The organism is Streptomyces sp. XM83C (assembly GCF_023072675.1).
In the GTDB taxonomy this organism is placed as follows: domain Bacteria; phylum Actinomycetota; class Actinomycetes; order Streptomycetales; family Streptomycetaceae; genus Streptomyces; species Streptomyces thermocoprophilus.
Window position 1 is genome coordinate 1 of the sequence record NZ_JALLGL010000055.1, and the last position, 25,623, is coordinate 25,623.

Below are 25,623 nucleotides of genomic sequence, written 5' to 3' on the forward strand. Positions count from 1 at the left end.
GCGCGGCCTCGGCGGCGGCCGGGGCGGCCTCGTCGGTCCGGGCGGCGCCGACGCCGGTCGTGTCGGTGGCCGGTATGGCCGGCTCGACCGTCTCGGCGGGCGCGTCGGAGGTGCTCACGGCCGGGGGTCCGGCCGGGCGGGACGCGGCGCGCCGCCGGCGGCGCGGCGGCAGGGTGTCGCTGGGGGTGTTCGGTTCGGAGCCCGTGGAGGACTCTGTGGGTTCGGTCGGCTCGAGCATGCGGGCGTTTCTCCCGTCAGGCTCCCGGGCGCCGCACCTGGTCCGGCGTCGGTCATGAGGACCGACGGCCGGTGACGTCCGCGGCTCGCGCTGTGCGCGTGGGCCGCCGTCCGGGGCGCGGGCGCCGCACGGGAGCTCTCTGTGTCCTGTCTCGCCGGTTCCGTACGCCTTGTCGGTACGGCCTGGCGAAAGTCTTCTGGTCGGTGCGCTGCCCGACCCAGGTGGCTCCCGAGTACGAGGGCGGCGCTTTCGACGTCCGTCCCTACGCGGAACCTTCCGGCGCCGACGCCGTCGCGGCGGCAGCGGGGGCGGCCGTCGTAAGGGCCTGTGCTGCCTCGCGGTCGGGCGCGAGCGGGTCGGTCACCGTGCCGGTCTCTTCATCGAGCAGCCCCTGCGCCAGCCTGGTCACCGCTACGGGGACCGGCGGCGCCAGGTCGGCCACGGCGCGGAGACCGGACAGGACGTCGTCGGGTCGTACGGCAGGCGTCACGTGCCGAACAACCAGCCGCAGTATCGCACAGGGCTGGTCGCCGGGCCTATCAGCCTGCGCACTCTGTGTTTCGGGCGATGTGCTCGTCGCGAGGCTCACCACGGCCGGGCGGGCGTCGAAGGTGCGCATGCCGTTCTTGGTCAGACGCTGCACCTCGACGGTGCCGGCCGCGTTGAACGCCGCCACCGCGCGTTCCGCTTCCGCCGGGTCGACGCCGTCGAGGCGCAGCTCCCAGACGGAGGCGGTCAGCCGGTCGGCGAGGCCCGAGGTGCGGGCCTCGACCGCCTCGACGACGTCGAGCCCGGCGGGCAGCGACTCGTCGAGGAGGACCCGGAGGGTCTCCGGGTCGCGGTGCTGTGTCAGAGCGATCTCCAGGTACTCCGCCTCACTGCCCGTGCCGGTGGGTGCGGCATTGGCGTACGACACCTTCGGGTGCGGCGTGAACCCCGCCGAGTACGCCATCGGCACCTCGGCGCGGCGCAACGCGCGCTCGAAGGCGCGCTGGAAGTCACGGTGGCTGGTGAACCGGAGGCGGCCGCGCTTGGTGTAGCGCAGTCGGATGCGCTGCACCGCGGGTGCGGGCGGCGGGCCTTCGGGCTGTCGCTTGCCCAGTGTCCTAGTCCTTCGTGAGAGCGGTCGTACTGCTACCAAGAGTACGTGTGTCGCGGCCCACGGGTTCCCGGCGGTCCGCCTCGTACGCCCGCCGGGGCGCGCCGAACAGCGCGCGCCGCAGCTCGGCGCGGGTCTGCCGGGCGGTGTCGCGGGCGGCGGCGAGGGCCTGCCGGACGCCCCGTCCGACGCTGCGTGCCGCCTGTGCGGCGGGGCGCAGGACGGCGTCGCGCACGGCGTGACCGACGGGGGTGAGGACGCTGCGGTACACCCAGCGGACCGGTTCGACGAAGATCCACCGGAAGAGTGTGCCGAGGAACCGTCCGACGGCCTGCGAGACGTACCCTGCGATACGCCAGGCGTGTCCGAGGGCGTCGCCGATCTCCCGTGCGACGACGGCGACGAACCGTCCCACGGGCACCAGGACGTACCGCCAGACCGCGAGCGCGGGCAGCACGAACAGCACCCGGCCGGTCCGGTACAGGGCGGCACCGATCCCGGCGACGACCGCCTCGACGACCAGGGCCGCTGCGCGCGCGCACCACAGCAGCGCCCGCCCTGTGGGTGCGAGCACCCAGGTGTACAGCCACAGTGCCGGCACGACGATCAGGTACCGCACGAGCCGGGCGACGGCCGCGTACGTCCAGGTGCCGAGGGCGGCGAGTCCGCGGCCGATGCCCAGCAGCAGCCACCGCAGGGCATGCCCCACGGGGGTGAGGACGTCGCGGTACAGCCACACGGCGGGCACGACGAGCAGCACGTGCCCGAGCCGCACGAGGGCCTTGCCCGTGGGCACGAGGACGTACCGCCACAGCGACACGAAGGGCCACACGAACACCGCCCACGCCAGCCACACCAGCGCCCGCCCGACCGGGGTCAGCACCCGCGCGTACAGCCACACCGCCGGCACGACCAGCAGCACATGCCCGAGCCGGGCGAGGCCCCGGCCCGACGGCACCAGCACATACCGCCACAGCCCCACGAACGGCCACACGAACACGGCGCGCGCCACCCATTGCGCCGCCCGCCGGGCGGGCCGCAGCACGGTGTCCCGGAGCACCCGCCCGCCCGCGACGAGCGCGTCCCACACCATCCGCACCGGTACGACGAGGACGAGCACGACGATCCTCACGGGCAGCCGGACAGCGGCGACCAGGCAGCCTTCGGGCTGCTCGGCCGGGGGCAGGGACTTGCGCGGTTCCATGCCTTTCACGACGCGGCCGACGCCGGCCGTGGATCCGTCCGCTGTGTTGCGATGCCGTCACGAGGGGCTGCCGCTACGGCGACGGCCCCAGGCCTGCAACATGCCGGGGGCGACCTCGGCGAGCCGCGGCGAGGACAGACAGGCGAGCGCCTCGTCGACGACACCGGCGTCCACGCGGCCGGTGGCCTCCAGCGCGGGCCGCATCCGCCGCCAGGTCATCGCCCGGAACCGGGCCAGTGAGCCGCCGGGGACGAGAGGCGGGCAGTACAGCTCGGCGGCGACCGCTCCAGTGCCCGCGCCCCTACCTCCGAGAGGGCCGCACCCTCGGGTGCCTCGGTACCAGGCAAGCACCACTCCCCGGTGACCAAGTCCCTCACCATCAGGACACGCGGCCCGCTGGGGTGCTCGGCGAGCACCGGGACCAACACCCTCAGCCGTCGCATCACAAGCCTTCCTGCGCCCCTGTGGAGCGCGTACAGGAGTTCGGAGGGGACGGCCCCTGTCGACCACGGGGGAAGCCGACAGGGGCCAGCACAGGGGCGCCTTGGAGGGGGTGCCGGTCACTCGTCCCGGACCACCATCGCGAACGACGTGCAGATACGCCGGAAGCCCTTGTGCCCACTCCGGCCGGTGTGACTCATGCACTCCACGTCGACCGCCGCGCCGTCCGTCGAAGGCGTCGCCTTCCACTCACACCACAGACACTCCGCCTCGAACGTCACGTCCGTGTCCGGGTGCTGCGTGATCCGGTGTCTCACATGCCGCAGCACGGAGCGCGTGGCCATCGCTCAACCCTCCCCGTGCTGCGCTTTCAGGTGCCGACGCAGGTACACGTTCGCGTCCGTCACCGCGCTGTGGTCCGACTCGGACCGGGCGTTCTGCCGACGATTGGCCAGCCGAAGACACTCCGAACAGCCGGGCACGGGCGCAGGCTCCCGCTGCAAGGGCGAGAGCGTGGAGCCCTGCTGTCTGGGTGCCATCATGCGCAACCTCCCGGCTCGGATGTCATGCGATCCATCCTTGGCGCTCTGGCCATGTGTCCCTACCCCCTTTCCTGTTGAGGCAAGAACTCGTCTCGGATGCTCTCGACACGTGCGCGCATGTCGTCGCCGTAGAGCGCCACAGCGGCGAAGCGTTCGAAGGTCTCGACGTACGTCTGTACGTCCCTGGGCTCGCGCGTGGTGATCTCCGAGTGGAACGTCTCCACGATCACGAGCCGGTCATCGTGGATGCTGAAGCACGTCATGGGGAAATCAGGCATCCGGCCGGTCAGCGGCACGACGCCGATGCTCACGTTGGGGAGCCGGGACAGGGACACGACCCGGTCGAGTTGGGTAGCCATGACGGCCGGCTCGCAGACCAGCCACCGCAGGACGTGCTCGCAGATGACGAAGTGGAACGAGCGGCCGTCTTCGTAAAGCGTCGCCTGCCGCTCCAGCCTGGCAGCCACTGTTCGAGCCCTGGTCTCCTCCGGCAGCACGGGCGGCAAGGAGAAAACCGCTGTGGCGTACTCCGGAGTCTGGAGGAGTCCGGGGATGAGCTGTCCCTGAAACAGCCTGAGCAGGGCTGTGCTGCTCTCGATGGCCTTGATGGTGTTCTGATGCTTCCACGGTCCCATGCGGCGCAGCAGGCGCCACGCTGTGGCCTCCGTGGCCTCAGCCCGGGCGGTCGCGAGGAACTGTTCCTTCGCGTCGGACGAGACATCGAGTGCTGTAAGGATCAGGTCGACGTCTTGGACCGTAGGCAGAGTCCTGCCGTTCTCGATCTTCGAGAGCTTTCCCGCAGACATGGAAGTCCTGCGGGCCACCGCGTCACCGGTCAGTCCCGATGCCTCCCGCAGCGCCCGCAGGGCTTTCCCGATCGAGTCCGTGGTCAGTGGTGCCGCTCCCAATAGGACGCGAACGGCACGGCGTGGGTGAGCGCCACGTCGCGGTAGCCCTGGTACTCCACGAGTCGGTCAGCGGGCAACAGCTCACCGCCGACGAACTTGCCTTCGGGGGTGTAGTGCATCCGGTACACGTCGCGGTCGTCGAAGAGCCAGAAGTCGTGATCGGGCAGGCCCGTCACTTCCTGTTCGGCGAGATCGATGATCCCGATGGACTCGCCTGCCTTGACGTTGCCGGGGTATGCGGCCAGCTCGTACCGGAGGTAGTCCGTGAGCGGGGAACGCAGGACGTGCACACGCGCCACGCTCTTGCCCTTGTCCGTCATCGAGCGCACCCACGGGTTGTCGTCCCAGTCCGGCCCCATGTCCTCACCCGCGAGGAACCGCGCGATCTCTTCGCGCTCTTCGTCAACGTCGTAGACAGCGAGCGTTTCCAGCCGGAAGGCCGTGCGCTCGAAGGTCTCGAAGAGACGACCGAACTCCTCACCCGCGAGCACGGAAGTACTCCTCAAGGACTGCGGCCGGGATCATGACGGCCGTCTCCCCCTCGGGCAGGTCGAGCTGCGCCAGCCGCTCAGGGTCCGTGATCACGTAACCCTGCACCACGTAGTTCTTGCCGTCGTCCGTACCCCAGAGCGTCGGGCACGTGCCGTTCTTGCAGTCCGGGTCTCCCGACAGCTTCCGCAGCGGTGCGCCCACGGCTTCCCCTCACGTCGACAGTCAGTGTCCCGATCGATGCTTCCGACCGGCGGGCAGCGGGGTCAAGATCCCTGGCTTTCCGGAACAGGAAAGTCGTTCACCCGCGCGAGAACCGCACCCCGCAACGAGTGAGAGGCGCCGGACTGTCGCTGTCCGAACGCCTCTCATCGATCACACCCACTCGACCGAAGACGCGATGCTCTCGGCTCTTCGGGGCGCGAACAGCGGCGTACGCCGCACGGCACGGGGCGCTTGCTCGCGCCTCCTCGCGCCGAGCGTACGAAGCATCTCGGCGCGCTCCTACACGGTCGGACCGGCGAGTGGCTCAGCCACCTGCCGGGCTGCATCGCCGCTGGTCATGAGGGATTCTTGACCGTCAGCGGCAGGAGTTTCTTGCCCGTGGGGCCGATCTGGATGTGGGTGTCCATCGCGGGGCAGACGCCGCAGTCGAAGCACGGGGTCCAGCGGCAGTCCTCGACCTCGGTCTCGTCGAGGGCGTCCTGCCAGTCCTCCCACAGCCAGTCCTTGTCGAGGCCCGAGTCGAGGTGGTCCCAGGGCAGGACCTCCTCGTAGGTGCGCTCGCGGGTGGTGTACCAGTCGACGTCCACGCCGTACGGGGCGAGGGCCTTCTCGGCGCAGTTCATCCAGCGGTCGTAGGAGAAGTGTTCGCGCCAGCCGTCGAAGCGGCCTCCGTCCTCGTACACCGCGCGGATGGCGGCGCCGACGCGGCGGTCGCCGCGGGACAGCAGGCCCTCGACGATGCCGGGCTTGCCGTCGTGGTAGCGGAAGCCGATGGAGCGGCCGTACTTCTTGTCGCCGCGGATCTTGTCGCGGAGCTTGGCGAGGCGCTCGTCGGTCTCCTCCGCGGAAAGCTGCGGCGCCCACTGGAACGGGGTGTGCGGCTTGGGCACGAAACCGCCGATGGAGACCGTGCAGCGGATGTCGTTGGAGCCGGAGACCTCGCGGCCCTTCTGGATGACGCGGGTCGCCATGTCGGCGATCTGGAGCACGTCCTCGTCGGTCTCGGTGGGCAGACCGCACATGAAGTACAGCTTCACCTGCCGCCAGCCGTTGCCGTAGGCCGTGGCGACGGTCCGGATGAGGTCGTCCTCCGAGACCATCTTGTTGATGACCTTGCGCATGCGCTCGGAGCCGCCCTCGGGGGCGAAGGTCAGGCCGGAGCGGCGGCCGTTGCGGGTCAGCTCGTTCGCGAGGTCCACGTTGAAGGCGTCCACGCGGGTGGACGGCAGCGACAGGCCGATCTTGTCGTCCTCGTAGCGGTCGGCGAGGCCCTTGGCGATGTCGCCGATCTCGCTGTGGTCCGCGGAGGACAGCGACAGCAGGCCGACCTCTTCGAAGCCGGTCGCCTTCAGGCCCTTCTCGACCATCTCGCCGATACCGGTGATGGACCGCTCACGCACCGGGCGGGTGATCATGCCGGCCTGGCAGAAGCGGCAGCCTCGGGTGCAGCCGCGGAAGATCTCCACCGACATGCGCTCGTGCACGGTCTCGGCGAGCGGGACCAGCGGCTGCTTGGGGTAGGGCCACTCGTCGAGGTCCATCACCGTGTGTTTGCTGACCCGCCACGGCACACCGCTGCGGTTCGGTACGACACGGGCGATACGGCCGTCGGGCAGGTACTCGACGTCGTAGAAGCCCGGCACGTACACCCCGCCGGTCTTCGCCAGGCGCAGCAGCAGCTCCTCGCGGCCTCCGGGGCGGCCCTCCGCCTTCCACTCGCGGATGATCCTCGTGATGTCGAGGACGGCCTGCTCGCCGTCGCCGATGACGGCCGCGTCGATGAACTCGGCGATCGGCTCCGGGTTGAACGCGGCGTGCCCGCCCGCGAGGACGATCGGGTCGTCCAGGCCGCGGTCCTTCGCCTCCAGCGGGATGCCGGCGAGGTCCAGGGCGGTGAGCATGTTGGTGTAGCCCAGCTCGGTGGAGAAGCTGAGGCCGAGCACGTCGAAGGCCTTCACCGGGCGGTGGCTGTCGACGGTGAACTGGGGGACGCCGTGCTCGCGCATCAGCGCCTCGAGGTCCGGCCACACGCTGTAGGTGCGCTCGGCGAGGACGCCCTCCTGCTCGTTGAGCACCTCGTAGAGGATCATCACGCCCTGGTTGGGCAGCCCGACCTCGTACGCGTCCGGGTACATCAGCGCCCAGCGGACGTCGCAGGCGTCCCACGGCTTGACCGTGGAGTTGAGCTCTCCGCCGACGTACTGGATCGGCTTCTGCACATGCGGGAGCAGAGCTTCGAGCTGCGGAAACACAGACTCGGCGGCCGCAGGCGTTTCGGCAGGCATCTCGACGAACCTTCGTGTGCTGACAGGGGTGACCATCTAGCCTAACCCGGTCGGGGCAGCGCTCCGTACGTCCGGCGGGACGGCCGCGGCACGCCGGGGCGGCCCCGTGTACGTCACAGGGCCGTGTCGCGCACCACCGGCGCCCACAGGCCGGGCAGCTCCCGCTCGGCGCGCTCCGCCCGGCGTTCCTCCCTGCCGTACAGCAGCCCGTACGTGAATGTGTCCTCGCCCGCGGCGCGGGCCCTCTCGGCGAGGTCGTGGAGGGCGGCGCGGGCCATGACGCTGTCGTGGTGGTCGCCGAGCAGGGTCTGTACGGCCTTCACCGAGCCGATGAGTCTCTCGGTGCGTTTGCCGAGGGCGGGGGCGGCGGCTTCGGCTGCGTAGCGGGTGCGTTTGGCCGCTTTGCGGGCCTCGTGCAGCGCGAGGTCGCGTTCGGGGCCCGGCGGCAGGTCGAGGGCGTGGTCGACGAGCGTGGTGAGCCGGGTGAGTTCCTTGCGTACGGCCTTGGTGAGGACCTTCTTCGGTGCGCGTGTGCCGGCGGGGCGCAGCGGCGGGTCCGCGAGCAGCGTGTCCAGGGCGTCGAGGAGGGCGAGGTGGCGTTCGCTGTCGAGGGCGTCGGTCAGTCTTCGGCGGGCCGCCTCGTGGCGTACCGCCGACCAGGTGTGCAGGCGGTCGCGGAGCGGGCCGGTGACCAGGGCGGGCGGCAGGTCGTCGAGGGCGGTGGTGAGGTGGGCGGCGAGGACTTCCTGGTCGCGGCCGGCGCCGAGTTCCTCCGCGAGCCATTTCAGTTCCGCGCCGATCGGGTCGGTGACGGTGCGGTCGAGGACCTTGCGGTACGCGCGGAACGCGGCGCGCAGTCTGCGGGTGGCGACGCGCATGCCGTGCACGGAGTCCTCGACATCGCGCCGTACGGCCGGGTCGAGTTCGACGAGGGTGTTCCGCTGGGCGCGGACGTACGCCAGCACGTGGTCGCCCGCGGTGACCGGCGGGCGGGGCTCGGCGTGCCGTCGGGGGTCCTTGCCGGGGGTGATCTCTTCGAGGGCGCGGGCGAGTTTCGAGGCGGAGCCGGACGGGTGGAGGCCGGCCTTGCGCAGCCGCTTCTCCAGCCGGTCGAGGAAGGCGGGGTCGCCGTCGTCGGCGAGTTCGATCTCGATCTCGGTCCAGTGGGCGCGGCGGTGGTCGCCGGTGAGCCGTTCGGCGTGCACGGTGTCCTCGCTCGCCTCGGCGAGGAGCCGTCCGTCGGCGTCGAGGAGGTGGCGGACGTCGCGGCGGGAGCGCAGCCGGACCTGGGGCAGCAGGGGGGCGTGGCGGACGCGGGAGCGGACCAGGGCGGCGAGTTCGGCGGGCACGTCGTCGCTGAGGGGGGCGCGGATCTCGTCGCGGACGCCGGGGGCGACGGGGAACTTCAGGTGCCAGCCGGCGTCGGAGCCGCCGGTGCGGCGGCGCAGGGTGACGGAGGAGGCGGCGAGGCGCAGGTCGGCGGTGTCGTAGTAGGTGGCGTCCAGTTCGGCGGTGCCTCGGTCGAGGACGGTCGCGACTTCGGCGACGCCGGTCAGGTCGGGAAGCCCCGCGCCTTCGGATTCGTACTTGCGCTCGATCTCCCGTTTCGTGTCCGCCATGTACGAAATCTAGTGGCAGCCGTACGGCCGCCACCAGCGAGCGGGCGTGGTGTCCGGGCGGATGTCCTAGGCGGACATGGGCCGTTGCACCCTGATCGACTGGAGCAGGCCCACGGCGACCCATACCGCGAACATCGAGGAGCCTCCGTAGGAGACGAACGGCAGCGGCAGACCGGTGACGGGCATGATGCCGAGGGTCATGCCGATGTTCTCGAAGGACTGGAAGGCGAACCAGGCGACGATGCCCGCGGCGACGATCGTGCCGTACAGCTCGGTGGTTTCCCGGGCGATGCGGCAGGCCCGCCACATGACCACGCCGAGCAGCACGATGATCAGGCCGCCGCCGACGAAGCCCAGTTCCTCACCGGCGACGGTGAAGACGAAGTCGGTCTGCTGCTCGGGGACGAACTGGCCGGTGGTCTGCGAGCCGTGGAAGAGGCCCGCGCCGGTCAGGCCGCCGGAGCCGATGGCGATGCGGGCCTGGTTGGTGTTGTAGCCGACGCCCGCCGGGTCCAGGTCCGGGTTGGCGAACGCGGCGAACCGGTTGATCTGGTAGTCGTCGAGGATGTGCAGCTGCCACACGGCGACGGCGCCGAGGACGCCGGCGCCGATCAGGCCGAGCACCCAACGGTTGGAGGCGCCGGAGGCGAGCAGCACGCCCAGCACGATGATGACCATCACCATGACCGACCCGAGGTCGGGCATGAGCATCACGATCAGCATCGGTACGGCGGCAAGGCCCAGCGCCTGGAGCACCGTGCGGTGGTCGGGGTACGGCTTGTCGCCCGCGTCCACTCTGGCCGCCAGCAGCATCGCCATCCCGAGGATGATCGTGACCTTCACGAACTCGGACGGCTGGAGGGAGAAACCGCCACCGAGCACGATCCAGGAGTGGGCGCCGTTGACGGTCGAGCCGAGCGGGGTCAGCACCAGCAGGATCAGCAGCACCGAGATGCCGTACAGGAACGGCACGGCGTTGCGCAGGGTGCGGTGGCCGAGCCAGACCGTGCCGATCATCAGGGCGAGCCCGATGCCGGTGTTCATCACATGCCGGATGAGGAAGAAGTACGGGTCGCCCTGGTTGATCTCGGTGCGGTTGCGGGTCGCGGAGTACACCAGCAGCGAGCCGATGAACGACAGCGCGAGCGCCGCGAGCAGCATCGGCCAGTCGAGGCGGCGGGCGACGGAGTCGCGGGCGAAGATCCGCGTCCAGCCCCCGCGCTCCGGCCCGTACCCGGAGACGGAGAAGCTGTTGGCTCCGGTCATGTCAGCCTCCTGCGGCCTCCGCGCCGGCGCTGGCGCCTGCGGGTGTCACGGTTGCCCGCGGTGGACGTGGGTGTGGTGGCGCCGGGCAGAGTGCCGTCCTGCGAGGTGCTCGTGCCCTCCTCGGCCGCTTTCTGCATGTCCCGCAGGTCCTTGGCGGGGTCCTTGGAGATCTTCGGGGAGGCGACCGTGCCGTCCGTGCGGACCTTGGGCAGACCCTTCTGGGGCTGCGGCAGCAGCGCCTTCTTGTTGTCGATGCTCCCGTCGGGCTGCACGCCGTACAGCGCGCTGTAGATGTTGCGCACCGCCTCACCGGAGGCGCCCGAACCCGTACCGGCCTGGGCGATCGTCATGATCACCGTGTAGTCCTTCGAGTACGTGGCGAGCCAGGACGTGGTCTGCTTGCCGTAGACCTCCGCCGTACCGGTCTTGGCGTGCAGTTCGATCTTGTCCTGCGGCCAGCCGCCGAACTTCCACGCGGCCGTACCGCGGGTGACCACACCGGCCAGGGCCTCGTCCATGCCCTTGAGGGTGGCCTGGCTGATCGGCAGCTTGCCGGTGACCTTCGGTTTGATCTCGGTGACGGTCTTGCCGTCGGCGCTGATGATCGCCTTGCCGATGGTCGGCGCATGCATCGTGCCGCCGTTGGCGAGGGCACCGTAGATCACGGCCTCCTGGATCGGCGTGACGAGGGTGTCGCCCTGGCCGATGGAGTAGTTGATCTCGTCACCGGCGCGCATCTTGTTGCCTTCGAGGCAGTTCTCGTAGGCGATCTTCTCGACGTAGTCGCCGTCCTTCTTGCCGGTCTTGCACCAGTAGTCCTTGTTGGCCTCCCAGAAGGACTGCTTCCAGGCGCGGTCCGGGACGCGGCCGGTGACCTCGTTGGGCAGGTCGACGCCGGTCTCCTTGCCGAGGCCGAACTGGTGGGCGGCCTTGAAGAAGTAGTCCTTGGGCTGGCCCTTCTTCGGGTTGATGCCGCCGTCCTTCTTCCACTCGTTGTGCGCGAGGCCGTAGAAGACGGTGTCGCAGGAGACCTCCAGGGCGCGGCCCAGGGAGATCGGCCCGAAGTTCTCGCCCTCGAAGTTGTTGAAGACCTGGCCGCCGACGGAGTACGAGCTGGTGCAGGGGTAGCGGCCGTCGAAGTCGTACCCGGCTTCCACCGCGGCGGCCGTGGAGACCACCTTGAACGTCGAACCGGGCGCCGCCTGACCCTGTATGGCCCTGTTGAGCAGCGGGTAGTTCGAGTCCTTGCCGGTGAGCTTGGCGTAGTCCTTGGAGGAGATGCCGCCCACCCACACGTTCGGGTCGTAGGTCGGGGCGGAGGCCATCGCGACGATCCGGCCGGTCTTCGCCTCCATGACGACGACGGCGCCCGAGTCGGCCTTGTAGTAGCTGCCGGTGATCTTGTCGAACTGCCGGCGGGCCTCCTTCATCGCCTGGTCCAGCTCGTACTCCGCGACGCGCTGCACGCGGGCGTCGATGCTGGTGACCAGGTTGGCGCCGGGCTGGGCCGGGTCGGCCTTGGCCTGGCCGATGACACGGCCGAGGTTGTCCACCTCGTACCGGGTCACGCCGGCCTTGCCGCGCAGCACCTTGTCGTACTGCCGCTCCAGGCCGGAGCGGCCGACCTGGTCGGAGCGCAGATACGGCGAGTCGGAGTCCTTGGCCTGCTGGATCTCCTCGTCGGTGACCGGCGACAGGTAGCCGAGCACCTGAGCGGTGTTGGACTTGCCGGGGCTCGCGTAGCGGCGCACGGCCTCCGGCTCGGCGGTGATGCCGGGGAAGTCCTCGGAGCGCTCGCGGATCTGCAGGGCCTGCTTCGGGGTGGCCTCGTCGGTGATGGGGATCGGCTGATAGGGCGAGCCGTTCCAGCAGGGCTGGGGGGTCTTCGCGTCGCACAGCCTGACCTTCAGCATGACCTCCTGCGGGTCCATGCCGAGGACGCCCGCGAGCTTGGTGAGGACCGCCTTGCCGTCGTCCTTCTGCTTCAGCAGCTCCGTCCGGGAGGCGGAGACCACCAGCCGGGTCTCGTTGTCCGCGAGGGGCACGCCCCGGGCGTCCAGGATCGAACCGCGCACCGCGGGCTGGACGACCTGCTGGACGTGGTTGCCGGAGGCCTGCTTGGCGTATTCGGCGCCCTCACGGATCTGGAGGTACCACAGGCGCCCGCCGAGGGTGCCGAGCAGGGAGAGGACGAGGATCTGGATGACGACGAGCCGGATCTGGACGCGTGGCGTCCGGCCGGTCTCCGGAATGTTGGTCACTGCGGCTGCCTCCCCCTTTCAGTGCGCGGACGGCGAAACGGACGGCGATACGGGCCGTGTCACGGACGGCGGCCGGGATGCGGACGGTGTGCGGTGCGAGAGCCCCGCGAGCCTGCGGGGACGGCGGTGCCGCGTGCGTCCGAGCGATGAACGTGCGACTCCGTCCGCCCGGTTCCACGCCCGTTCACCCGTCCCGGTGAACTTCCGGGCGAACTTCCGGGCGTACTTCCCGGCGGTTCTCCCGGCGGCCTCCGCACCGGTTGTCACCGCCGTGCTCCCTGCCGCTCCCCCGGTGGACTCCCCCACGCACCCCGCGCCGTGGCCGACCCCGCTCACAGCCGCTTCACTCCCTTGATGCGCCCGGCCCGTGCGGTGCGGGCGCGGGCCGCCTTCACCCGCAGTCCGCCGCGCTGCCCGCCGATCTTCAGACCGGTGCCGCCGGACACCCAGCCGGAGGAGATGTCCGCGCTCTTGCCGGAGGAGTTGGTCTCGGCGAGCGGGTCGTTCTCCGCGCGGCGGGCCAGCGCCATGATGCCGGGGACGACGAACGGCGCCAGCAGCAGGTCGTACAGGGCGGCCGTGAACAGCAGGCCGGGCAGCCCGACGTGGCGGGCGGCGGTGTCGCCGACGAGGGCGCCCACCCCGGCGTACAGCAGCGTGGACCCGATGGCCGCCGCCACCACGGTGATCATGGGCCCGGTGGCCGATTTGACCTGCCCGGTCTCGGGTTTGATCAGCCCGGCGGCATAGCCGATGACGCACAGCACGAGCGCGTACCGCCCGGCCGCGTGGTCGGCGGGCGGGGCGAGGTCGGCGAGGAGTCCGGCGCCGAACCCGATCAGGGCGCCGCCGACATGGCCGTACACCATGGCGAGGCCGAGGACGGTGAGCAGCAGCAGGTCGGGCACGGCGCCGGGCAGGTGCAGGCGGGCGAGGACGCTCACCTGCACCACGAGGGCGACGACGACCAGGGCCGTGGAGAGCAGGATCCGGTTGACACGCATGGAAGTAGTCAGCTCCTACTGCAGCTCTTGCTGGCCGTCTTGCTGCTGGTCGCCACCGATGGGCGGCTGGGTCGCGCCGGGCTGCACGCCCTGCACGGACGGGTCGTTGCGTCCCTGCTGTCCGTCGGCGGTGACGCCGTCCTGCTGCCCGTCGCCCGGCGCGGTGGCGCCCGGTGTCACGGTGACGGTGACCGTCGGGGTGGGGGTCGGCTTCGGCTTGGCGGGGAGCACGGTGTCGCGCGGGTCCTTCTTCGGCGCCTCGACGACGACACCGACGATGTCGAGCTTGGTGAAGGACACGTACGGCGTGACGTACAGGGTGCGGGTCAGGCCGCCGCCGGACGGGTCGACACGGGAGACGACACCGACGGGGACGCCCGGCACGAACGGCTTGTCGGCCTGCGAGCCGAAGGTGACCAGCCGGTCGCCCTTCTTCACCTCGGCCTTGCCGTTCAGCAGCTCCACCCGCAGCGGCCGGTCGCCCTGCCCGGAGGCGAAGCCCAGCTCGTCGCTGCCCTCCATACGGGTGCCGACGGTGAAGTCGGGGTCGTTGGCCAGCAGCACCGTGGAGGTGTTCGGGCCGACGGTGGTGACACGGCCGACGAGCCCGTCGCCGTTGAGGACGGTCATGTCACGGGTGATGCCGTCGTCGGCGCCGATGTCGATGGTGATCGTCCAGGAGAAGCCCTGCGCCGCCCCTATGGCGATGACCTCCGCGCCCTTGATGCCGTACTGCCCGGCCCCGGCGACCTTCAGCATCTTGTCGAGCTGGTTGAGGCGGCTGCGGTTGCGGTCGTCGCTGCCGAGCTTCGCCTTGAGAGCCGCGTTCTCCTTCTCCAGCTGGGCGAGCCGGTCGTGCCGCTCACCGGAGTCACGGACCGCGGAGATGGCGTTGCCGACCGGGTTCACCGCCGAGGACACGCCGTTCTCGATCGGGCCGAAGACCGTCGCCGCGGCCCTGCGGGCACCGTCGACCGGCGAGTCCTCACCGCCGCGGATGTCCACCGTGATCAGCGCGAACGCGATGGCGATCAGCAGCACCAGCAGCAGCCGGCTCTCTCGTGTGTCCCTCACGTGCGGCGGCCGTGCCCTTCCTCATTGGAATTCGGGTCAAGGAATGCGACGACCCCAGGACAGTCCCCCAGGGGCCTCGCTTGGGGAGCTTATGCCTCTATATCGACGTTCCGCCGCACGAGAGGAGATCATCTCGTACGGCGGAACCGAAGAGTTACTTCATCTGCGCGGCGCGGCGTCCAGCACCTGCTGCAGCGCCTCGAACTCCTCGACGCACTTGCCGGAGCCGAGCGCCACGCTGTCCAGCGGGTCCTCCGCGATGTGGATCGGCATGCCGGTCTCACGCCGCAGCCGCTCGTCCAGCCCGCGCAGCAGGGCGCCGCCGCCGGTCAGAACGATTCCGCGGTCCATGATGTCGCCGGACAGCTCCGGCGGGCACTTGTCCAGCGTCGTCTTCACCGCGTCGACGATCGCGTTGACCGGCTCCTCGATCGCCTTGCGGACCTCCGCCGCGGAGATGACGACCGTTTTGGGCAGCCCGGAGACGAGGTCCCGGCCGCGGATTTCGGTGTGCTCGTCGGTGTCGAGGTCGTACGCCGAACCGATCGTGATCTTGATCTGTTCGGCCGTCCGCTCACCCAGCAGGAGCGAGTACTCCTTCTTCACGTGCTGGATGATCGCGTTGTCCAGCTCGTCGCCCGCGACGCGGATGGACTGGGCGGTGACGATGCCGCCGAGGGAGATGACCGCGACCTCCGTGGTGCCGCCGCCGATGTCGACCACCATGTTGCCCGTGGCCTCGTGGACCGGCAGGCCGGAGCCGATGGCCGCGGCCATGGGCTCCTCGATGATGTGCACCTGGCGGGCGCCGGCCTGGGTCGACGCCTCGATGACGGCACGGCGCTCCACCCCGGTGATCCCGGAGGGCACGCACACGACGACACGCGGCCGGGCGAGATACCGCCGCTTGTGGATCTTCAGGATGAAGTAGCGGAGCATCCGCTCGGTGATCTCGAAGTCGGCGATCACGCCGTCCTTCAGCGGACGCACGGCGACGATGTTGCCCGGCGTGCGGCCGATCATCTTCTTCGCTTCGGCGCCGACCGCGAGGATGCCACCGGTGTTGGTGTTGATCGCGACGACGGACGGCTCGTTGAGTACGATCCCGCGACCCCTGACGTACACCAGCGTGTTGGCGGTCCCGAGGTCGACAGCCATGTCACGGCCGATGAACGACATTGAGTTCCCCATCAGGATTCGTCTGGCCTTCCCGCGAGCTGTGAGGGCTTTTCAGGTCGGCGAGGTGGGTGCTGTGACGTGCAGGCTTCCATCGTAGTGGCGCTTGCGCGAACACTGCGCGAGGGTCTCCGCCATTGTCAGCAGATGACGCGGGCCCTCGCCTTTGGAGACGAGCCAACGGGGGCACGCGTTCCCCCGATCGGCACCGCATATGCCGACGGGACGGCCGAAAACGTACGGCCGTCCCGGTGCTCGGGCTCGGGACGAGGTGACAGTCCCTCAGAAAAAAATTCCCCGAACCTTTGCGTCGGCGTTTCAGGCGCGGCCCGGGAAGAAGATCTTCACCTCGCGCTCGGCGGACTCCTCGGAGTCGGAGGCATGGATCAGGTTCTCCCGGACGATCACGCCGTAGTCGCCGCGGATCGAGCCGGGCGCGGCGGCGATCGGGTCGGTCGGGCCGGCCAGCTGGCGCACGCCCTCGACGACCCGCTCACCCTCGACGATCATGGCGACGACGGGGCCGGAGGACATGAACTCCACCAGCGGCTCGTAGAAAGGCTTGCCCTTGTGCTCGCCGTAGTGCTGCTCCAGCGTCTCCTGGTCCAGCGTCCGCAGCTCCAGCGCGGTGATCTGCCAGCCGGCCTTGCGCTCGATACGGCTGATGATCTCGCCGGTCAGGCCACGACGGACGGCGTCGGGCTTGAGGAGGACGAGGGTGCGCTGGGTCACGGGAGGACTCCTTACTCACTGCCGGTGTGCGGTGGGACGAAGGTTACAGGGCGTGTCGGGATGGCTGTCACACAGCGTCAGGTGTAGAGGGGCCCGCGCCCGGCGCGGTACCGCCCTGCGCCGCGAATCTCGCCTTCGCCTCGTCGACCTTCCGCCCGAAGTGGACCGACGCCCACCACAGGGCGGCGAACACCGCGCCCATGAAGAACATCAGCGGTACGAAGATCCCGGAGGCGATCAGCGCGATCTGCAACGCCCAGCCGAGCGCGATGCCGCCGGGCCGGGTGACGAACCCGCACAGCAGCACGCACAGCAGCATCGCGATGCCGCTGACCGTCCACACCGTGGACGTGGACAGGTCGGGATCCTTCATCGCGACGAGCCCGGCGAACCCGATGAGGAAGAACTCGCCGATCAGCGTCGAGGAGCAGAGCGTACGCACGGGTGACCTCAGCCCTTCTTGAGCAGCAGGCGGGCCTCGCCCACCGTGATGACGGAGCCGGTGACGAGGACGCCGCCGCCGGCGAACTCGCCCTCCTCCTCGGCGAGGGTGATGGCGGCCTCCAGGGCGTCCGGCAGCCGTGGCTCGACCTGGACGCGGTCCTCGCCGAACACCTCCACGGCGATCGCGGCCAGCTCGTCCGCGTCCATGGCGCGGTGACTGGAGTTCTGCGTGATCACGACCTCCGCGAAGACCGGCTCGAACGCCTCCAGCAGCCCGCGCACGTTCTTGTCGCCGCTCGCGCCGACGACCCCGATGAGCCGGCTGAACTGGAACGCCTCCCCGATCGCCTCGGCCGTGACCCGCGCGCCGGCCGGGTTGTGCGCGGCGTCCAGCACGACGGTCGGCGAGCGGCGTACGACCTCCAGCCGGCCCGGCGAGGACACCGCGGCGAACGCCTTGCGGACGGTGTCGATGTCCAGGGGCTCCGCGCGCTGGGCGCCCACGCCGAAGAACGCCTCGACGGCGGCGAGCGCCACCGCCGCGTTGTGTGCCTGGTGGGCGCCGTGCAGCGGCAGATACACCTCGGTGTACTCGCCGCCCAGGCCGCGCAGGGTGAGCAGCTGCCCGCCTACGGCGACCTGCCGGGAGACGACACCGAACTCCAGACCCTCGCGGGCCACGGTGGCATCGACCTCGACGGCCTTCTTCAGCAGGACCTGGGCGGCCTCCACCGGCTGCTGCGCCAGGATGACGGTCGCGTCCCGCTTGACGATGCCGGCCTTCTCCCCGGCGATCTCGGCGGGCGTCTCCCCCAGCCGGTCGGTGTGGTCCAGGTCGATGGGGGTCACCACGGCGACGTCGCCGTCGATGACGTTGGTGGCGTCCCAGGAGCCGCCCATGCCGACCTCGACGACGGCCACGTCGACGGGCGCGTCGGCGAAGGCGGCGTACGCCATGCCGGTCAGCACCTCGAAGAACGACAGGCGGTACTCCTGCGCGGTGTCGACCATCTCCACGTACGGCTGGATGTCGCGGTACGTCTCGACGAACCGCTCCGCCGCGATCGGCGCGCCGTCCAGGCTGATCCGCTCGGTGATCGACTGCACGTGCGGGCTGGTGTAGCGGCCGGTGCGCAGCTCGAACGCGCCGAGGAGCGCCTCGATCATGCGGGCGGTGGACGTCTTGCCGTTGGTGCCGGTGATGTGGATCGACGGGTACGACCGCTGCGGCTCGCCCAGCACGTCCATGAGCGCGGAGATCCGGGAGACGGACGGCTCCAGCTTGGTCTCGCCCCAGCGGGTGGCCAGCTCGGTCTCGACCTCGCGCAGCGCCTTGTCGACCTCGGGGTCCTCGGGGCGGCCGGGCACGTCGGCCTCGGGCGGGCCGCCCTGGGTGCGCAGGGTGCGGCTGCCGGCCTCGATGACCGCGAGGTCGGGGTCGCGGGTGGTCTCCGCTTCGATGATCTCGTCGAAGGAGTCGAGGGGGTCGGGCTGGTCGTTGCCGGGGTTTTCGCTCACGGGCCCAGTCTACGGAGCAACACCGACAGAGACGGGCGAAGGCCCCCTGGGGCGGGGCTCAGGGGGCCTTCCTGGTGGTCGTCCGCTCGCCGGCGGCTGCCGGTCGCGCGCCCGCCTGCGCGGTGCCGGTGTTCCGGCCGGGGCCGGGGTCCGGCGCCTGCGCGGTGCCGGTGGTCCGGCCGGGGCCGGGGTCCGGGCGGTGCCGGTCAGGCGGAGGGCAGGCGGTCCAGCTGGGCCTGGATGCGGGTGATGTCCTCCTCCGCCTTGGCGAGGCGACCGCGGATCTTCTCGACGACGTGGTCGGGTGCCTTGGCGAGGAAGGCCTCGTTGCCGAGCTTGGCGGTGGCCTGGGCCTTCTCCTTCTCCGCGGCGGCCAGATCCTTCGCGAGCCGCTTGCGCTCCGCCGCCACGTCGATGGCGCCGGACAGGTCGAGGGCGACCTCGACACCGGCGACCGGCAGGGTGGCGGTGGCGGTGAAGTTCTCGCCCTCCGGCTGAAGGCGCAGCATCTGGCGGACGGCCGCCTCGTGCGGCGCCAGCGCCGAGCCCTCCAGGGTGAGGCGGGCGGGGACCCGCTGGCCCGGCTGGAGGCCCTGGTCGGCGCGGAAGCGGCGGACCTCGGTGATGACCTGCTGGAGCGTCTCGATCTCCCGTTCGGCGTCGGCGTCGCGGAAGCCGGAGTCCTTCGGCCAGTCGGCGATGACGACGGACTCGCCGCCGGTGAGGGTGGTCCACAGCGTCTCGGTGACGAACGGGACGACGGGGTGCAGCAGCTTCAGCGTGACGTCGAGGACCTCGCCGAGGACGCGCTTGGAGACCTCGGCGGCCTCGCCGCCCGCCTGGAACGTCGTCTTGGACAGCTCGACGTACCAGTCGAACACCTCGTCCCACGCGAAGTGGAACAGGGCGTCGGAGAGCTTCGCGAACTGGAAGTCGTCGTAGTAGGCGTCGACTTCGGCGACGACGGAGTTCAGCCGGGACAGGATCCAGCGGTCGGTCGCGGACAGCTTCTCCGCGGGCGGCAGCGGGCCCTCCACCGTGGCGCCGTTCATCAGGGCGAAGCGGGTGGCGTTCCAGATCTTGTTGGCGAAGTTGCGGGAGCCCTGGACCCAGTCCTCGCCGATCGGGACGTCGACGCCGGGGTTGGCGCCGCGCGCGAGGGTGAAGCGGAGCGCGTCGGAGCCGTACTTGTCCATCCAGTCCAGCGGGTTGACCGCGTTGCCGAAGGACTTCGACATCTTCTTGCCGAACTGGTCGCGGACCATGCCGTGCAGGGCGATGGTGTGGAACGGCGGGGTGCCGTCCATCGCGTACAGGCCGAACATCATCATCCGGGCGACCCAGAAGAAGAGGATGTCGTAGCCGGTGACCAGGACGGAGTTCGGGTAGAACTTCGCGAGCGACTCGGTCTGCTCGGGCCAGCCCAGCGTGGAGAAGGGCCACAGACCGGAGGAGAACCAGGTGTCGAGGACGTCGGTGTCCTGGTGCCAGCCCTCGCCGCTCGGCGGCTCCTCGTCGGGGCCGACGCAGACGACCTCGCCGTTCGGGCCGTACCAGACGGGGATGCGGTGGCCCCACCACAGCTGCCGCGAGATGCACCAGTCGTGGAGGTTGTCGACCCAGTCGAAGTACCGCTTCTCCATCTCCTGCGGGTGGATCTTGACCTTGCCCTCGCGGACCGCGTCACCGGCGGCCTTGGCGAGCGGGCCGACCTTGACCCACCACTGCATGGACAGGCGCGGCTCGATGGTGGTCTTGCAGCGCGAGCAGTGGCCGACGGAGTGGACGTAGGGCCGCTTCTCGGCGACGATCCGGCCCTCGGCGCGCAGCGCGGCGACGAGCGCGGAGCGGGCCTCCAGGCGGTCCAGGCCCTGGAAGGGGCCGTGCGCGGTGATGACCGCGTGCTCGTCCATGACGGCGAGCGAGGGCAGTCCGTGGCGCTGGCCGATCTCGAAGTCGTTCGGGTCGTGCGCCGGGGTGACCTTGACGGCGCCGGTGCCGAACTCAGGGTCGACGTGCGTGTCGGCGACGACGGGGATACGACGGCCGGTGAGCGGCAGCTCGATCTCGCGGCCGACGAGGTGCTTGTAGCGCTCGTCCTCGGGGTGGACGGCGACGGCGGTGTCGCCGAGCATCGTCTCGGCGCGGGTGGTGGCGACGACGATGCTGTCGTCACCGTCGCCGTAGCGGATGGAGACGAGCTCGCCCTCGTCGTCCTGGTACTCGACCTCGATGTCGGAGATGGCGGTCAGACAGCGCGGGCACCAGTTGATGATCCGTTCGGCGCGGTAGATCAGCTCGTCGTCGTAGAGCCGCTTGAAGATGGTCTGGACGGCCTGGGAGAGGCCCTCGTCCATGGTGAAGCGCTCACGGGACCAGGCGACGCCGTCGCCGAGGCGGCGCATCTGGCCGCTGATCTGGCCGCCGGACTCGGCCTTCCACTGCCAGACCCGCTCGACGAACGCCTCACGGCCGAGGTCGTGGCGGGACTTGCCCTCCTTGCCCAGTTCGCGCTCGACGACGTTCTGGGTGGCGATGCCGGCGTGGTCCATGCCGGGCTGCCACAGCGTCTCGTAGCCCTGCATCCGCTTGCGGCGGGTGAGGGCGTCGATGAGGGTGTGCTCGAAGGCGTGGCCCAGGTGGAGGCTGCCGGTGACGTTCGGCGGCGGGATGACGATGGTGTACGGCGGCTTGTCGCTCTTCTCGTCCGCCTCGAAGTAACCCCGCTCTACCCAGCGCTCGTACAGCGGCCCCTCTACATCGGCCGGCGCGTACTGGGTCGGCAGTTCTGTCGTGGGCGCTGATGGCTGCTGCTGAGCGTTCTCGGTCACGGGGGTCAGTTTAGAGGCGTCACGACCGTGTCCCGAAACGCGTTTGTTCTGTAACGGTCGATCCCCCGGTGCGGTGCCGGGACAGGGGCTGGTTCAGGATGTCAGGTACGCATAAGCATCTGGAGGGGAACCCAGCAATGAGTCAGAACCAGCCGGGCCCGTACGGCGGGCAGCCCCAGCAGCCCGGTCCGTACGGTCAGCCGGGTCCTTACGGCCAGCAGCCGCAGGCGCCCCAGCCCGGCTACGGCTACCCCCAGCAGCCGCAGGCCCCGCAGCCGGCGTACGGCTACCCGCAGCAGCCGCAGGCCCCGCAGCCGGCGTACGGCTACCCGCAGCAGGCCCCGGGCGTGCCCCCGCAGCAGCCGTACGGCGTGCCGCAGCCCCCGGCGCCGGCCGGCGGCGGCAAGAAGACGGGCCTGATCATCGGCGCGGTGGCGGTCGTGGCGGCGATCGCGGTGGGCGCGTACTTCCTCATCGGCGGCAACGGCAGCGGCAGCAGCAGCGGCTCGGACATCGCCGACGACGGCCCGCACAAGCTGACGACGCCGACGAGGGTGCTGGACGGGTCGTACAAGAAGAGCGCCACCGACGACAGCGGCGGCTTCAGCAAGGAGGACCTGAAGGACGCCGAGAAGCACGGTGTGAAGAACGCCCAGGACGCGGACGCCACGTACCAGTCCGGGGACAAGAGCAACCCGCTGTCCATGAAGGCGCTCAAGTTCATGGGCGTGTACGGGGAGATCGAGGACCCGGAGGCGGTCGTCGACGCGATGTTCGCCGAGATGAAGGAGAAGTCGGCGAAGGACGACGACGGTGAGCTCGTCGGCAGCCCGCAGAAGTTCGAGCCGAGCGCTCTGGACAACGCGGTGATGAAGTGCCAGGAGGCCAAGGTCAACAACGAGGACTCTTCTGGCGCGTCCGGGCCCAAGGAGATCCACATGGCGGTGTGCATCTGGGGTGACCACAGCACGCTGGGCGTCGTGATGCCGGTCGACTACGCCACGATGGCGGCGGGCAAGCCGGCCGATCTGTCGGGCGCGGCCGACGTGAGCGCGAAGTTCCGCAAGGATGTGCGCGTCAAGTCCTCCTGACGCTCCGGCAGCAGCACGCGGAAGGGGCCCCGGTCGGTCGACCGGGGCCCCTTCCGCGTGCTCTGTGGTGTCAGGCCGTCTTCTGCTCGCCCGGGCCCCGGCCGCGGGCGTCGCGGGGGATGAGGGTCGGGTTGACGTTGGAGTGGACGACGTCGGCGGTGATGACGACGCGGGCCACGTCCTTGCGGGACGGCACCTCGTACATCACCGACATGAGGACTTCCTCCATGATGGCGCGCAGGCCGCGGGCGCCGGTCTGGCGGAGGATGGCCTGGTCGGCGATGGCCTCCAGGGCCTCGCGCTCGAAGTCCAGCTCCACGCCGTCGAGTTCGAACAGACGCTGGTACTGCTTGACGAGGGCGTTGCGCGGCTCGACGAGGATCTTCAGCAGGGCCTCGCGGTCCAGGTTGTGGACGCTGGTGATGACGGGGAGCCGGCCGATGAACTCGGGGATCATGCCGAACTTGACCAGGTCCTCGGGCATGACGTCCTCGAACTGGTCCTTGGACTCCAGCTCGCGCTTGGAGCGGATCGTCGCGCCGAAGCCGATGCCCTTGGCGCCGGCCCGCGCCTCGATGATCTTCTCCAGTCCGGCGAAGGCGCCGCCCACGATGAACAGCACGTTCGTCGTGTCGATCTGGATGAACTCCTGGTGCGGGTGCTTGCGGCCGCCCTGCGGGGGCACCGACGCCGTGGTGCCCTCGAGGATCTTCAGCAGGGCCTGCTGTACGCCCTCGCCGCTCACGTCGCGGGTGATCGACGGGTTTTCGCTCTTACGGGCGACCTTGTCGATCTCGTCGATGTAGATGATGCCCGTCTCGGCCTTCTTGACGTCGTAGTCGGCCGCCTGGATCAGCTTCAGCAGGATGTTCTCGACGTCCTCGCCGACATAGCCGGCCTCCGTCAGCGCGGTCGCGTCGGCGATCGCGAACGGCACGTTCAGCATGCGGGCCAGGGTCTGTGCGAGGAGCGTCTTGCCGGAGCCGGTCGGGCCCAGCAACAGGATGTTGGACTTGGCCAGTTCGATGGCGTCCTCGCGGCTGCCGGCGCCGCCGTTCTCACCGGCCTGGACACGCTTGTAGTGGTTGTACACCGCGACGGAGAGCGCCTTCTTGGCCGCCTCCTGGCCCACCACATAGCCCTCCAGGAACTCGTAGATCTCCCGGGGCTTGGGCAGTTCCTCCCAGCGCACCTCGCTGGTCTCGGCCAGCTCCTCCTCGATGATCTCGTTGCAGAGATCGATGCACTCGTCGCAGATGTACACACCGGGGCCTGCGATGAGCTTCTTGACCTGCTTCTGGCTCTTGCCGCAGAACGAGCACTTGAGCAGATCGCCGCCGTCACCGATGCGTGCCACGGTGTGCTTCCCCTTCGCCTGGGAGACGACTGGACACCTTGCTGTCCAGCGGCTCCTGGTGCTGCCTTATGTCCGACGGTACCTTGCCGGGCCCCCCGTTAGGGCCCCCCTTGGCACGGTTCACTTTGACGTGGACCGCACCAAGGGGCGGTAGACAATACCGGTCCGGTCAGCGGACGGCGGCGTTGTTCATCTTCCGGGTGGAGATGATCTGGTCGATCAGGCCGTACGCGAGGGCGTCCTCGGCCGTGAGGATCTTGTCGCGCTCGATGTCCTCGCGGATCTTCTCGATGGGCGTGGTGGAGTGCTTGGCCAGCATCTCCTCCAGCTGCGAGCGCATCCGCAGGATCTCGTTCGCGGCGATCTCCAGGTCGGAGACCTGGCCGCGGCCGGTCTCGCTGTACGGCTGGTGGATCAGCACACGCGCGTTCGGCAGCGCCATGCGCTTGCCGGGCGTGCCGGCGGCCAGCAGCACGGCCGCGGCGGAGGCCGCCTGGCCCATGCAGACCGTCTGGATGTCCGGCTTGACGAACTGCATCGTGTCGTAGATCGCCGTCAGCGCGGTGAAGGAACCGCCGGGGCTGTTGATGTAGACCGAGATGTCCCGGTCGGGATCCATCGACTCCAGGCACAGCAGCTGCGCCATGACGTCGTTGGCGGAGGCGTCGTCGATCTGGACGCCGAGGAAGATCACGCGCTCCTCGAAGAGCTTCGCGTACGGGTCGTACTCGCGGATGCCCTGGGAGGTGCGCTCCACGAAGCGCGGGATGACGTAGCGGGACTCGGCCGTGGGGCCGGTGTATTCGGCGCGCGTACGGTCGTAGAGGCCGCTGCCGGGGAAGTCGTTCACGGTGTCTCCTGAGAGGGGCTGGGGCGGTGGCTTGGGGTGTTGTGGGCCTCGGGCGGCCCGGGCGGTCCCGGGGGCCTTGTGAGGCCCTCACGGGCGTGTCGGCCGCCGGGGGCCCGCTGGGCGCCCCTGGGGCCGCTCGACGGCCCTAGGAGCCCGCCCCCGTGCCGCCGCCGCCCGGCATGCCGGCGGCCGTGGCGATCACGTCGTCGATGAGGCCGTACTCCTTGGCCTCGTAGGCGTCGAACCAGCGGTCGCGGTCGGAGTCGCGGGTGATCTGCTCGACCGTCTGGCCGGTGTGCAGGGCCGTGAGCTCGGCCATGCGCTTCTTGGTGTGCAGCAGCCGCTCGGCGTGGATCTTGATGTCCGAGGCCGAACCGGCGAGACCGGCGGACGGCTGGTGAATCAGGATCTCGGCATTGGGCAGCGCGAAGCGCTTGCCGGGGGTGCCCGCGCTGAGCAGGAACTGACCCATGGAGGCCGCGAGGCCCATGGCGATCGTCACCACGTCGTTCTTGATGTACTGCATGGTGTCGTAGATCGCCATGCCGGCCGTGATCGAACCGCCGGGGCTGTTGATGTACAGGTAGATGTCCTTGTCCGGGTCGGCGGCAAGGAGCAGCAGCTGTGCGGTGATCTTGTTCGCGATGTCGTCGTCGACTGGCTGGCCGAGGAAGATGATCCGCTCGTTGAGCAGCCGGTTGTAGACATGGTCGCCGAGGCCACCGCCGATGGAAGGCTCGCCGGCGGCGGAGGGCATCAGATTCGTCACGTATCCACCTGCTCGTCTTGCGACGGCGCCGGGCCGTCTCACGTTTCCCTGCGGGGCGGGAGTCGATCTCGGGGACTCCCCTGCCCTCGTATTCATGGACCCTAACGCGCGGGTCCCTTCAGGGAATCCCGGGAATGGGAGTGTTCGCCGGGGGCGTAGCGCTCCGCAGCGCGTCAGGTCCGCTCCGCAGGGGGGCGGGC

22 protein-coding genes and 1 pseudogene are annotated in these 25,623 nt (G+C 70.0%); 1 reads left to right on the plus strand and 22 read right to left on the minus strand.

Annotated features, from left to right (window positions below; all coding sequences use genetic code 11):
* The 19 genes and pseudogenes from MTQ10_RS09280 to MTQ10_RS09370 form a co-directional block, all read right to left on the minus strand.
* Positions 1-238, minus strand: a pseudogene (locus MTQ10_RS09280) (hypothetical protein); the annotation flags it as partial.
* A gap of 262 nt (positions 239-500) precedes the next feature.
* Complete coding sequence (locus MTQ10_RS09285) at positions 501-1,298, minus strand: TIGR03936 family radical SAM-associated protein (RefSeq protein ID WP_247464476.1); 798 nt, start codon at positions 1,296-1,298, stop codon at positions 501-503.
* Between the two features lie 46 nt (positions 1,299-1,344).
* Positions 1,345-2,541 (minus strand): hypothetical protein, encoded by a 1,197-nt coding sequence (locus tag MTQ10_RS09290; protein WP_247464478.1) that lies wholly within the window; start codon positions 2,539-2,541, stop codon positions 1,345-1,347.
* 57 nt (positions 2,542-2,598) lie between these two features.
* The gene (locus MTQ10_RS09295) at positions 2,599-2,760 is read right to left on the minus strand and encodes a hypothetical protein (protein ID WP_247464480.1); all 162 of its coding nucleotides are present in this window, start codon (positions 2,758-2,760) and stop codon (positions 2,599-2,601) included.
* Between the two features lie 341 nt (positions 2,761-3,101).
* Entirely contained in the window at positions 3,102-3,326 is a 225-nt protein-coding gene (locus MTQ10_RS09300) for a DUF7848 domain-containing protein (protein WP_247464482.1), read from the minus strand.
* A 257-nt stretch (positions 3,327-3,583) separates the two neighbouring features.
* Positions 3,584-4,432 (minus strand): helix-turn-helix domain-containing protein, encoded by an 849-nt coding sequence (locus tag MTQ10_RS09305; protein ID WP_308404554.1) that lies wholly within the window; start codon positions 4,430-4,432, stop codon positions 3,584-3,586.
* The gene (locus MTQ10_RS09310; protein WP_247464484.1) at positions 4,414-4,923 is read right to left on the minus strand and encodes a DUF6879 family protein; all 510 of its coding nucleotides are present in this window, start codon (positions 4,921-4,923) and stop codon (positions 4,414-4,416) included. The genes MTQ10_RS09305 and MTQ10_RS09310 overlap by 19 nt, the downstream gene beginning before the upstream one ends.
* Positions 4,910-5,125 (minus strand): hypothetical protein, encoded by a 216-nt coding sequence (locus tag MTQ10_RS09315; RefSeq protein ID WP_247464487.1) that lies wholly within the window; start codon positions 5,123-5,125, stop codon positions 4,910-4,912. The genes MTQ10_RS09310 and MTQ10_RS09315 overlap by 14 nt, the downstream gene beginning before the upstream one ends.
* 356 nt (positions 5,126-5,481) lie before the next feature.
* A complete protein-coding gene (locus tag MTQ10_RS09320) occupies positions 5,482-7,431 on the minus strand; it encodes a TIGR03960 family B12-binding radical SAM protein (RefSeq protein WP_247464489.1) in 1,950 nt (649 codons plus the stop codon).
* Positions 7,432-7,544: 113 nt separating this feature from the next.
* Positions 7,545-9,050: a CYTH and CHAD domain-containing protein gene (locus tag MTQ10_RS09325; RefSeq protein WP_247464491.1), complete on the minus strand. Its 1,506-nt coding sequence runs from the start codon at positions 9,048-9,050 to the stop codon at positions 7,545-7,547.
* A gap of 66 nt (positions 9,051-9,116) precedes the next feature.
* Positions 9,117-10,316 carry a rod shape-determining protein RodA gene (rodA, locus tag MTQ10_RS09330; protein ID WP_247464494.1) on the minus strand — a complete coding sequence of 400 codons (1,200 nt, stop codon included), beginning with the start codon at positions 10,314-10,316 and terminating at the stop codon, positions 9,117-9,119.
* Positions 10,313-12,577 (minus strand): penicillin-binding protein 2, encoded by a 2,265-nt coding sequence (gene mrdA / locus MTQ10_RS09335; protein ID WP_247464497.1) that lies wholly within the window; start codon positions 12,575-12,577, stop codon positions 10,313-10,315. The genes rodA and mrdA overlap by 4 nt, the downstream gene beginning before the upstream one ends.
* A gap of 332 nt (positions 12,578-12,909) precedes the next feature.
* Positions 12,910-13,581, minus strand: a complete 672-nt coding sequence (gene mreD, locus MTQ10_RS09340) for a rod shape-determining protein MreD (RefSeq protein WP_247464500.1) — start codon at positions 13,579-13,581, stop codon at positions 12,910-12,912.
* A gap of 15 nt (positions 13,582-13,596) precedes the next feature.
* Complete coding sequence (gene mreC, locus MTQ10_RS09345; RefSeq protein WP_247464503.1) at positions 13,597-14,655, minus strand: rod shape-determining protein MreC; 1,059 nt, start codon at positions 14,653-14,655, stop codon at positions 13,597-13,599.
* 159 nt (positions 14,656-14,814) lie between these two features.
* Positions 14,815-15,834: a rod shape-determining protein gene (locus MTQ10_RS09350; protein ID WP_103782377.1), complete on the minus strand. Its 1,020-nt coding sequence runs from the start codon at positions 15,832-15,834 to the stop codon at positions 14,815-14,817.
* A gap of 315 nt (positions 15,835-16,149) precedes the next feature.
* Entirely contained in the window at positions 16,150-16,563 is a 414-nt protein-coding gene (gene ndk, locus MTQ10_RS09355) for a nucleoside-diphosphate kinase (RefSeq protein WP_247464506.1), read from the minus strand.
* 67 nt (positions 16,564-16,630) lie between these two features.
* Complete coding sequence (locus tag MTQ10_RS09360) at positions 16,631-17,005, minus strand: DUF4233 domain-containing protein (RefSeq protein WP_247464508.1); 375 nt, start codon at positions 17,003-17,005, stop codon at positions 16,631-16,633.
* A gap of 8 nt (positions 17,006-17,013) precedes the next feature.
* Positions 17,014-18,525 carry a bifunctional tetrahydrofolate synthase/dihydrofolate synthase gene (folC, locus tag MTQ10_RS09365; RefSeq protein WP_247464511.1) on the minus strand — a complete coding sequence of 504 codons (1,512 nt, stop codon included), beginning with the start codon at positions 18,523-18,525 and terminating at the stop codon, positions 17,014-17,016.
* Between the two features lie 206 nt (positions 18,526-18,731).
* The gene (locus tag MTQ10_RS09370) at positions 18,732-21,356 is read right to left on the minus strand and encodes a valine--tRNA ligase (protein ID WP_247464514.1); all 2,625 of its coding nucleotides are present in this window, start codon (positions 21,354-21,356) and stop codon (positions 18,732-18,734) included.
* 137 nt (positions 21,357-21,493) lie between these two features.
* Between MTQ10_RS09370 and MTQ10_RS09375 the strand changes: the two genes are divergently transcribed.
* Positions 21,494-22,447 carry a hypothetical protein gene (locus MTQ10_RS09375; RefSeq protein WP_247464517.1) on the plus strand — a complete coding sequence of 318 codons (954 nt, stop codon included), beginning with the start codon at positions 21,494-21,496 and terminating at the stop codon, positions 22,445-22,447.
* 70 nt (positions 22,448-22,517) lie between these two features.
* On the opposite strand, the gene clpX is transcribed toward MTQ10_RS09375, so the two are convergent.
* From clpX to MTQ10_RS09390, 3 genes are all read right to left on the minus strand, one after another.
* The gene (clpX, locus tag MTQ10_RS09380) at positions 22,518-23,804 is read right to left on the minus strand and encodes an ATP-dependent Clp protease ATP-binding subunit ClpX (protein WP_247464519.1); all 1,287 of its coding nucleotides are present in this window, start codon (positions 23,802-23,804) and stop codon (positions 22,518-22,520) included.
* Between the two features lie 169 nt (positions 23,805-23,973).
* Positions 23,974-24,654 (minus strand): ATP-dependent Clp protease proteolytic subunit, encoded by a 681-nt coding sequence (locus tag MTQ10_RS09385; protein WP_247464521.1) that lies wholly within the window; start codon positions 24,652-24,654, stop codon positions 23,974-23,976.
* A 145-nt stretch (positions 24,655-24,799) separates the two neighbouring features.
* A complete protein-coding gene (locus MTQ10_RS09390; protein WP_247464525.1) occupies positions 24,800-25,411 on the minus strand; it encodes an ATP-dependent Clp protease proteolytic subunit in 612 nt (203 codons plus the stop codon).
* Between the last annotated feature and the right edge of the window lie 212 nt (positions 25,412-25,623).

Excerpts from the sequence above, each read along its gene's own strand:
- MTQ10_RS09290 (WP_247464478.1), bottom strand. The coding sequence starts at position 2,541 with ATGGAACCGCGCAAGTCCCTGCCCCCGGCCGAGCAGCCCGAAGGCTGC.
- MTQ10_RS09295 (WP_247464480.1), bottom strand. The coding sequence starts at position 2,760 with ATGACCTGGCGGCGGATGCGGCCCGCGCTGGAGGCCACCGGCCGCGTG.
- MTQ10_RS09300 (WP_247464482.1), bottom strand. The coding sequence starts at position 3,326 with ATGGCCACGCGCTCCGTGCTGCGGCATGTGAGACACCGGATCACGCAG.
- MTQ10_RS09320 (WP_247464489.1), bottom strand. The coding sequence starts at position 7,431 with ATGCCTGCCGAAACGCCTGCGGCCGCCGAGTCTGTGTTTCCGCAGCTC.
- MTQ10_RS09325 (WP_247464491.1), bottom strand. The coding sequence starts at position 9,050 with ATGGCGGACACGAAACGGGAGATCGAGCGCAAGTACGAATCCGAAGGC.
- rodA (WP_247464494.1), bottom strand. The coding sequence starts at position 10,316 with ATGACCGGAGCCAACAGCTTCTCCGTCTCCGGGTACGGGCCGGAGCGC.
- mreD (WP_247464500.1), bottom strand. The coding sequence starts at position 13,581 with ATGCGTGTCAACCGGATCCTGCTCTCCACGGCCCTGGTCGTCGTCGCC.
- MTQ10_RS09350 (WP_103782377.1), bottom strand. The coding sequence starts at position 15,834 with ATGTCGTTCATCGGCCGTGACATGGCTGTCGACCTCGGGACCGCCAAC.
- MTQ10_RS09375 (WP_247464517.1), top strand. The coding sequence starts at position 21,494 with ATGAGTCAGAACCAGCCGGGCCCGTACGGCGGGCAGCCCCAGCAGCCC.
- MTQ10_RS09390 (WP_247464525.1), bottom strand. The coding sequence starts at position 25,411 with ATGCCCTCCGCCGCCGGCGAGCCTTCCATCGGCGGTGGCCTCGGCGAC.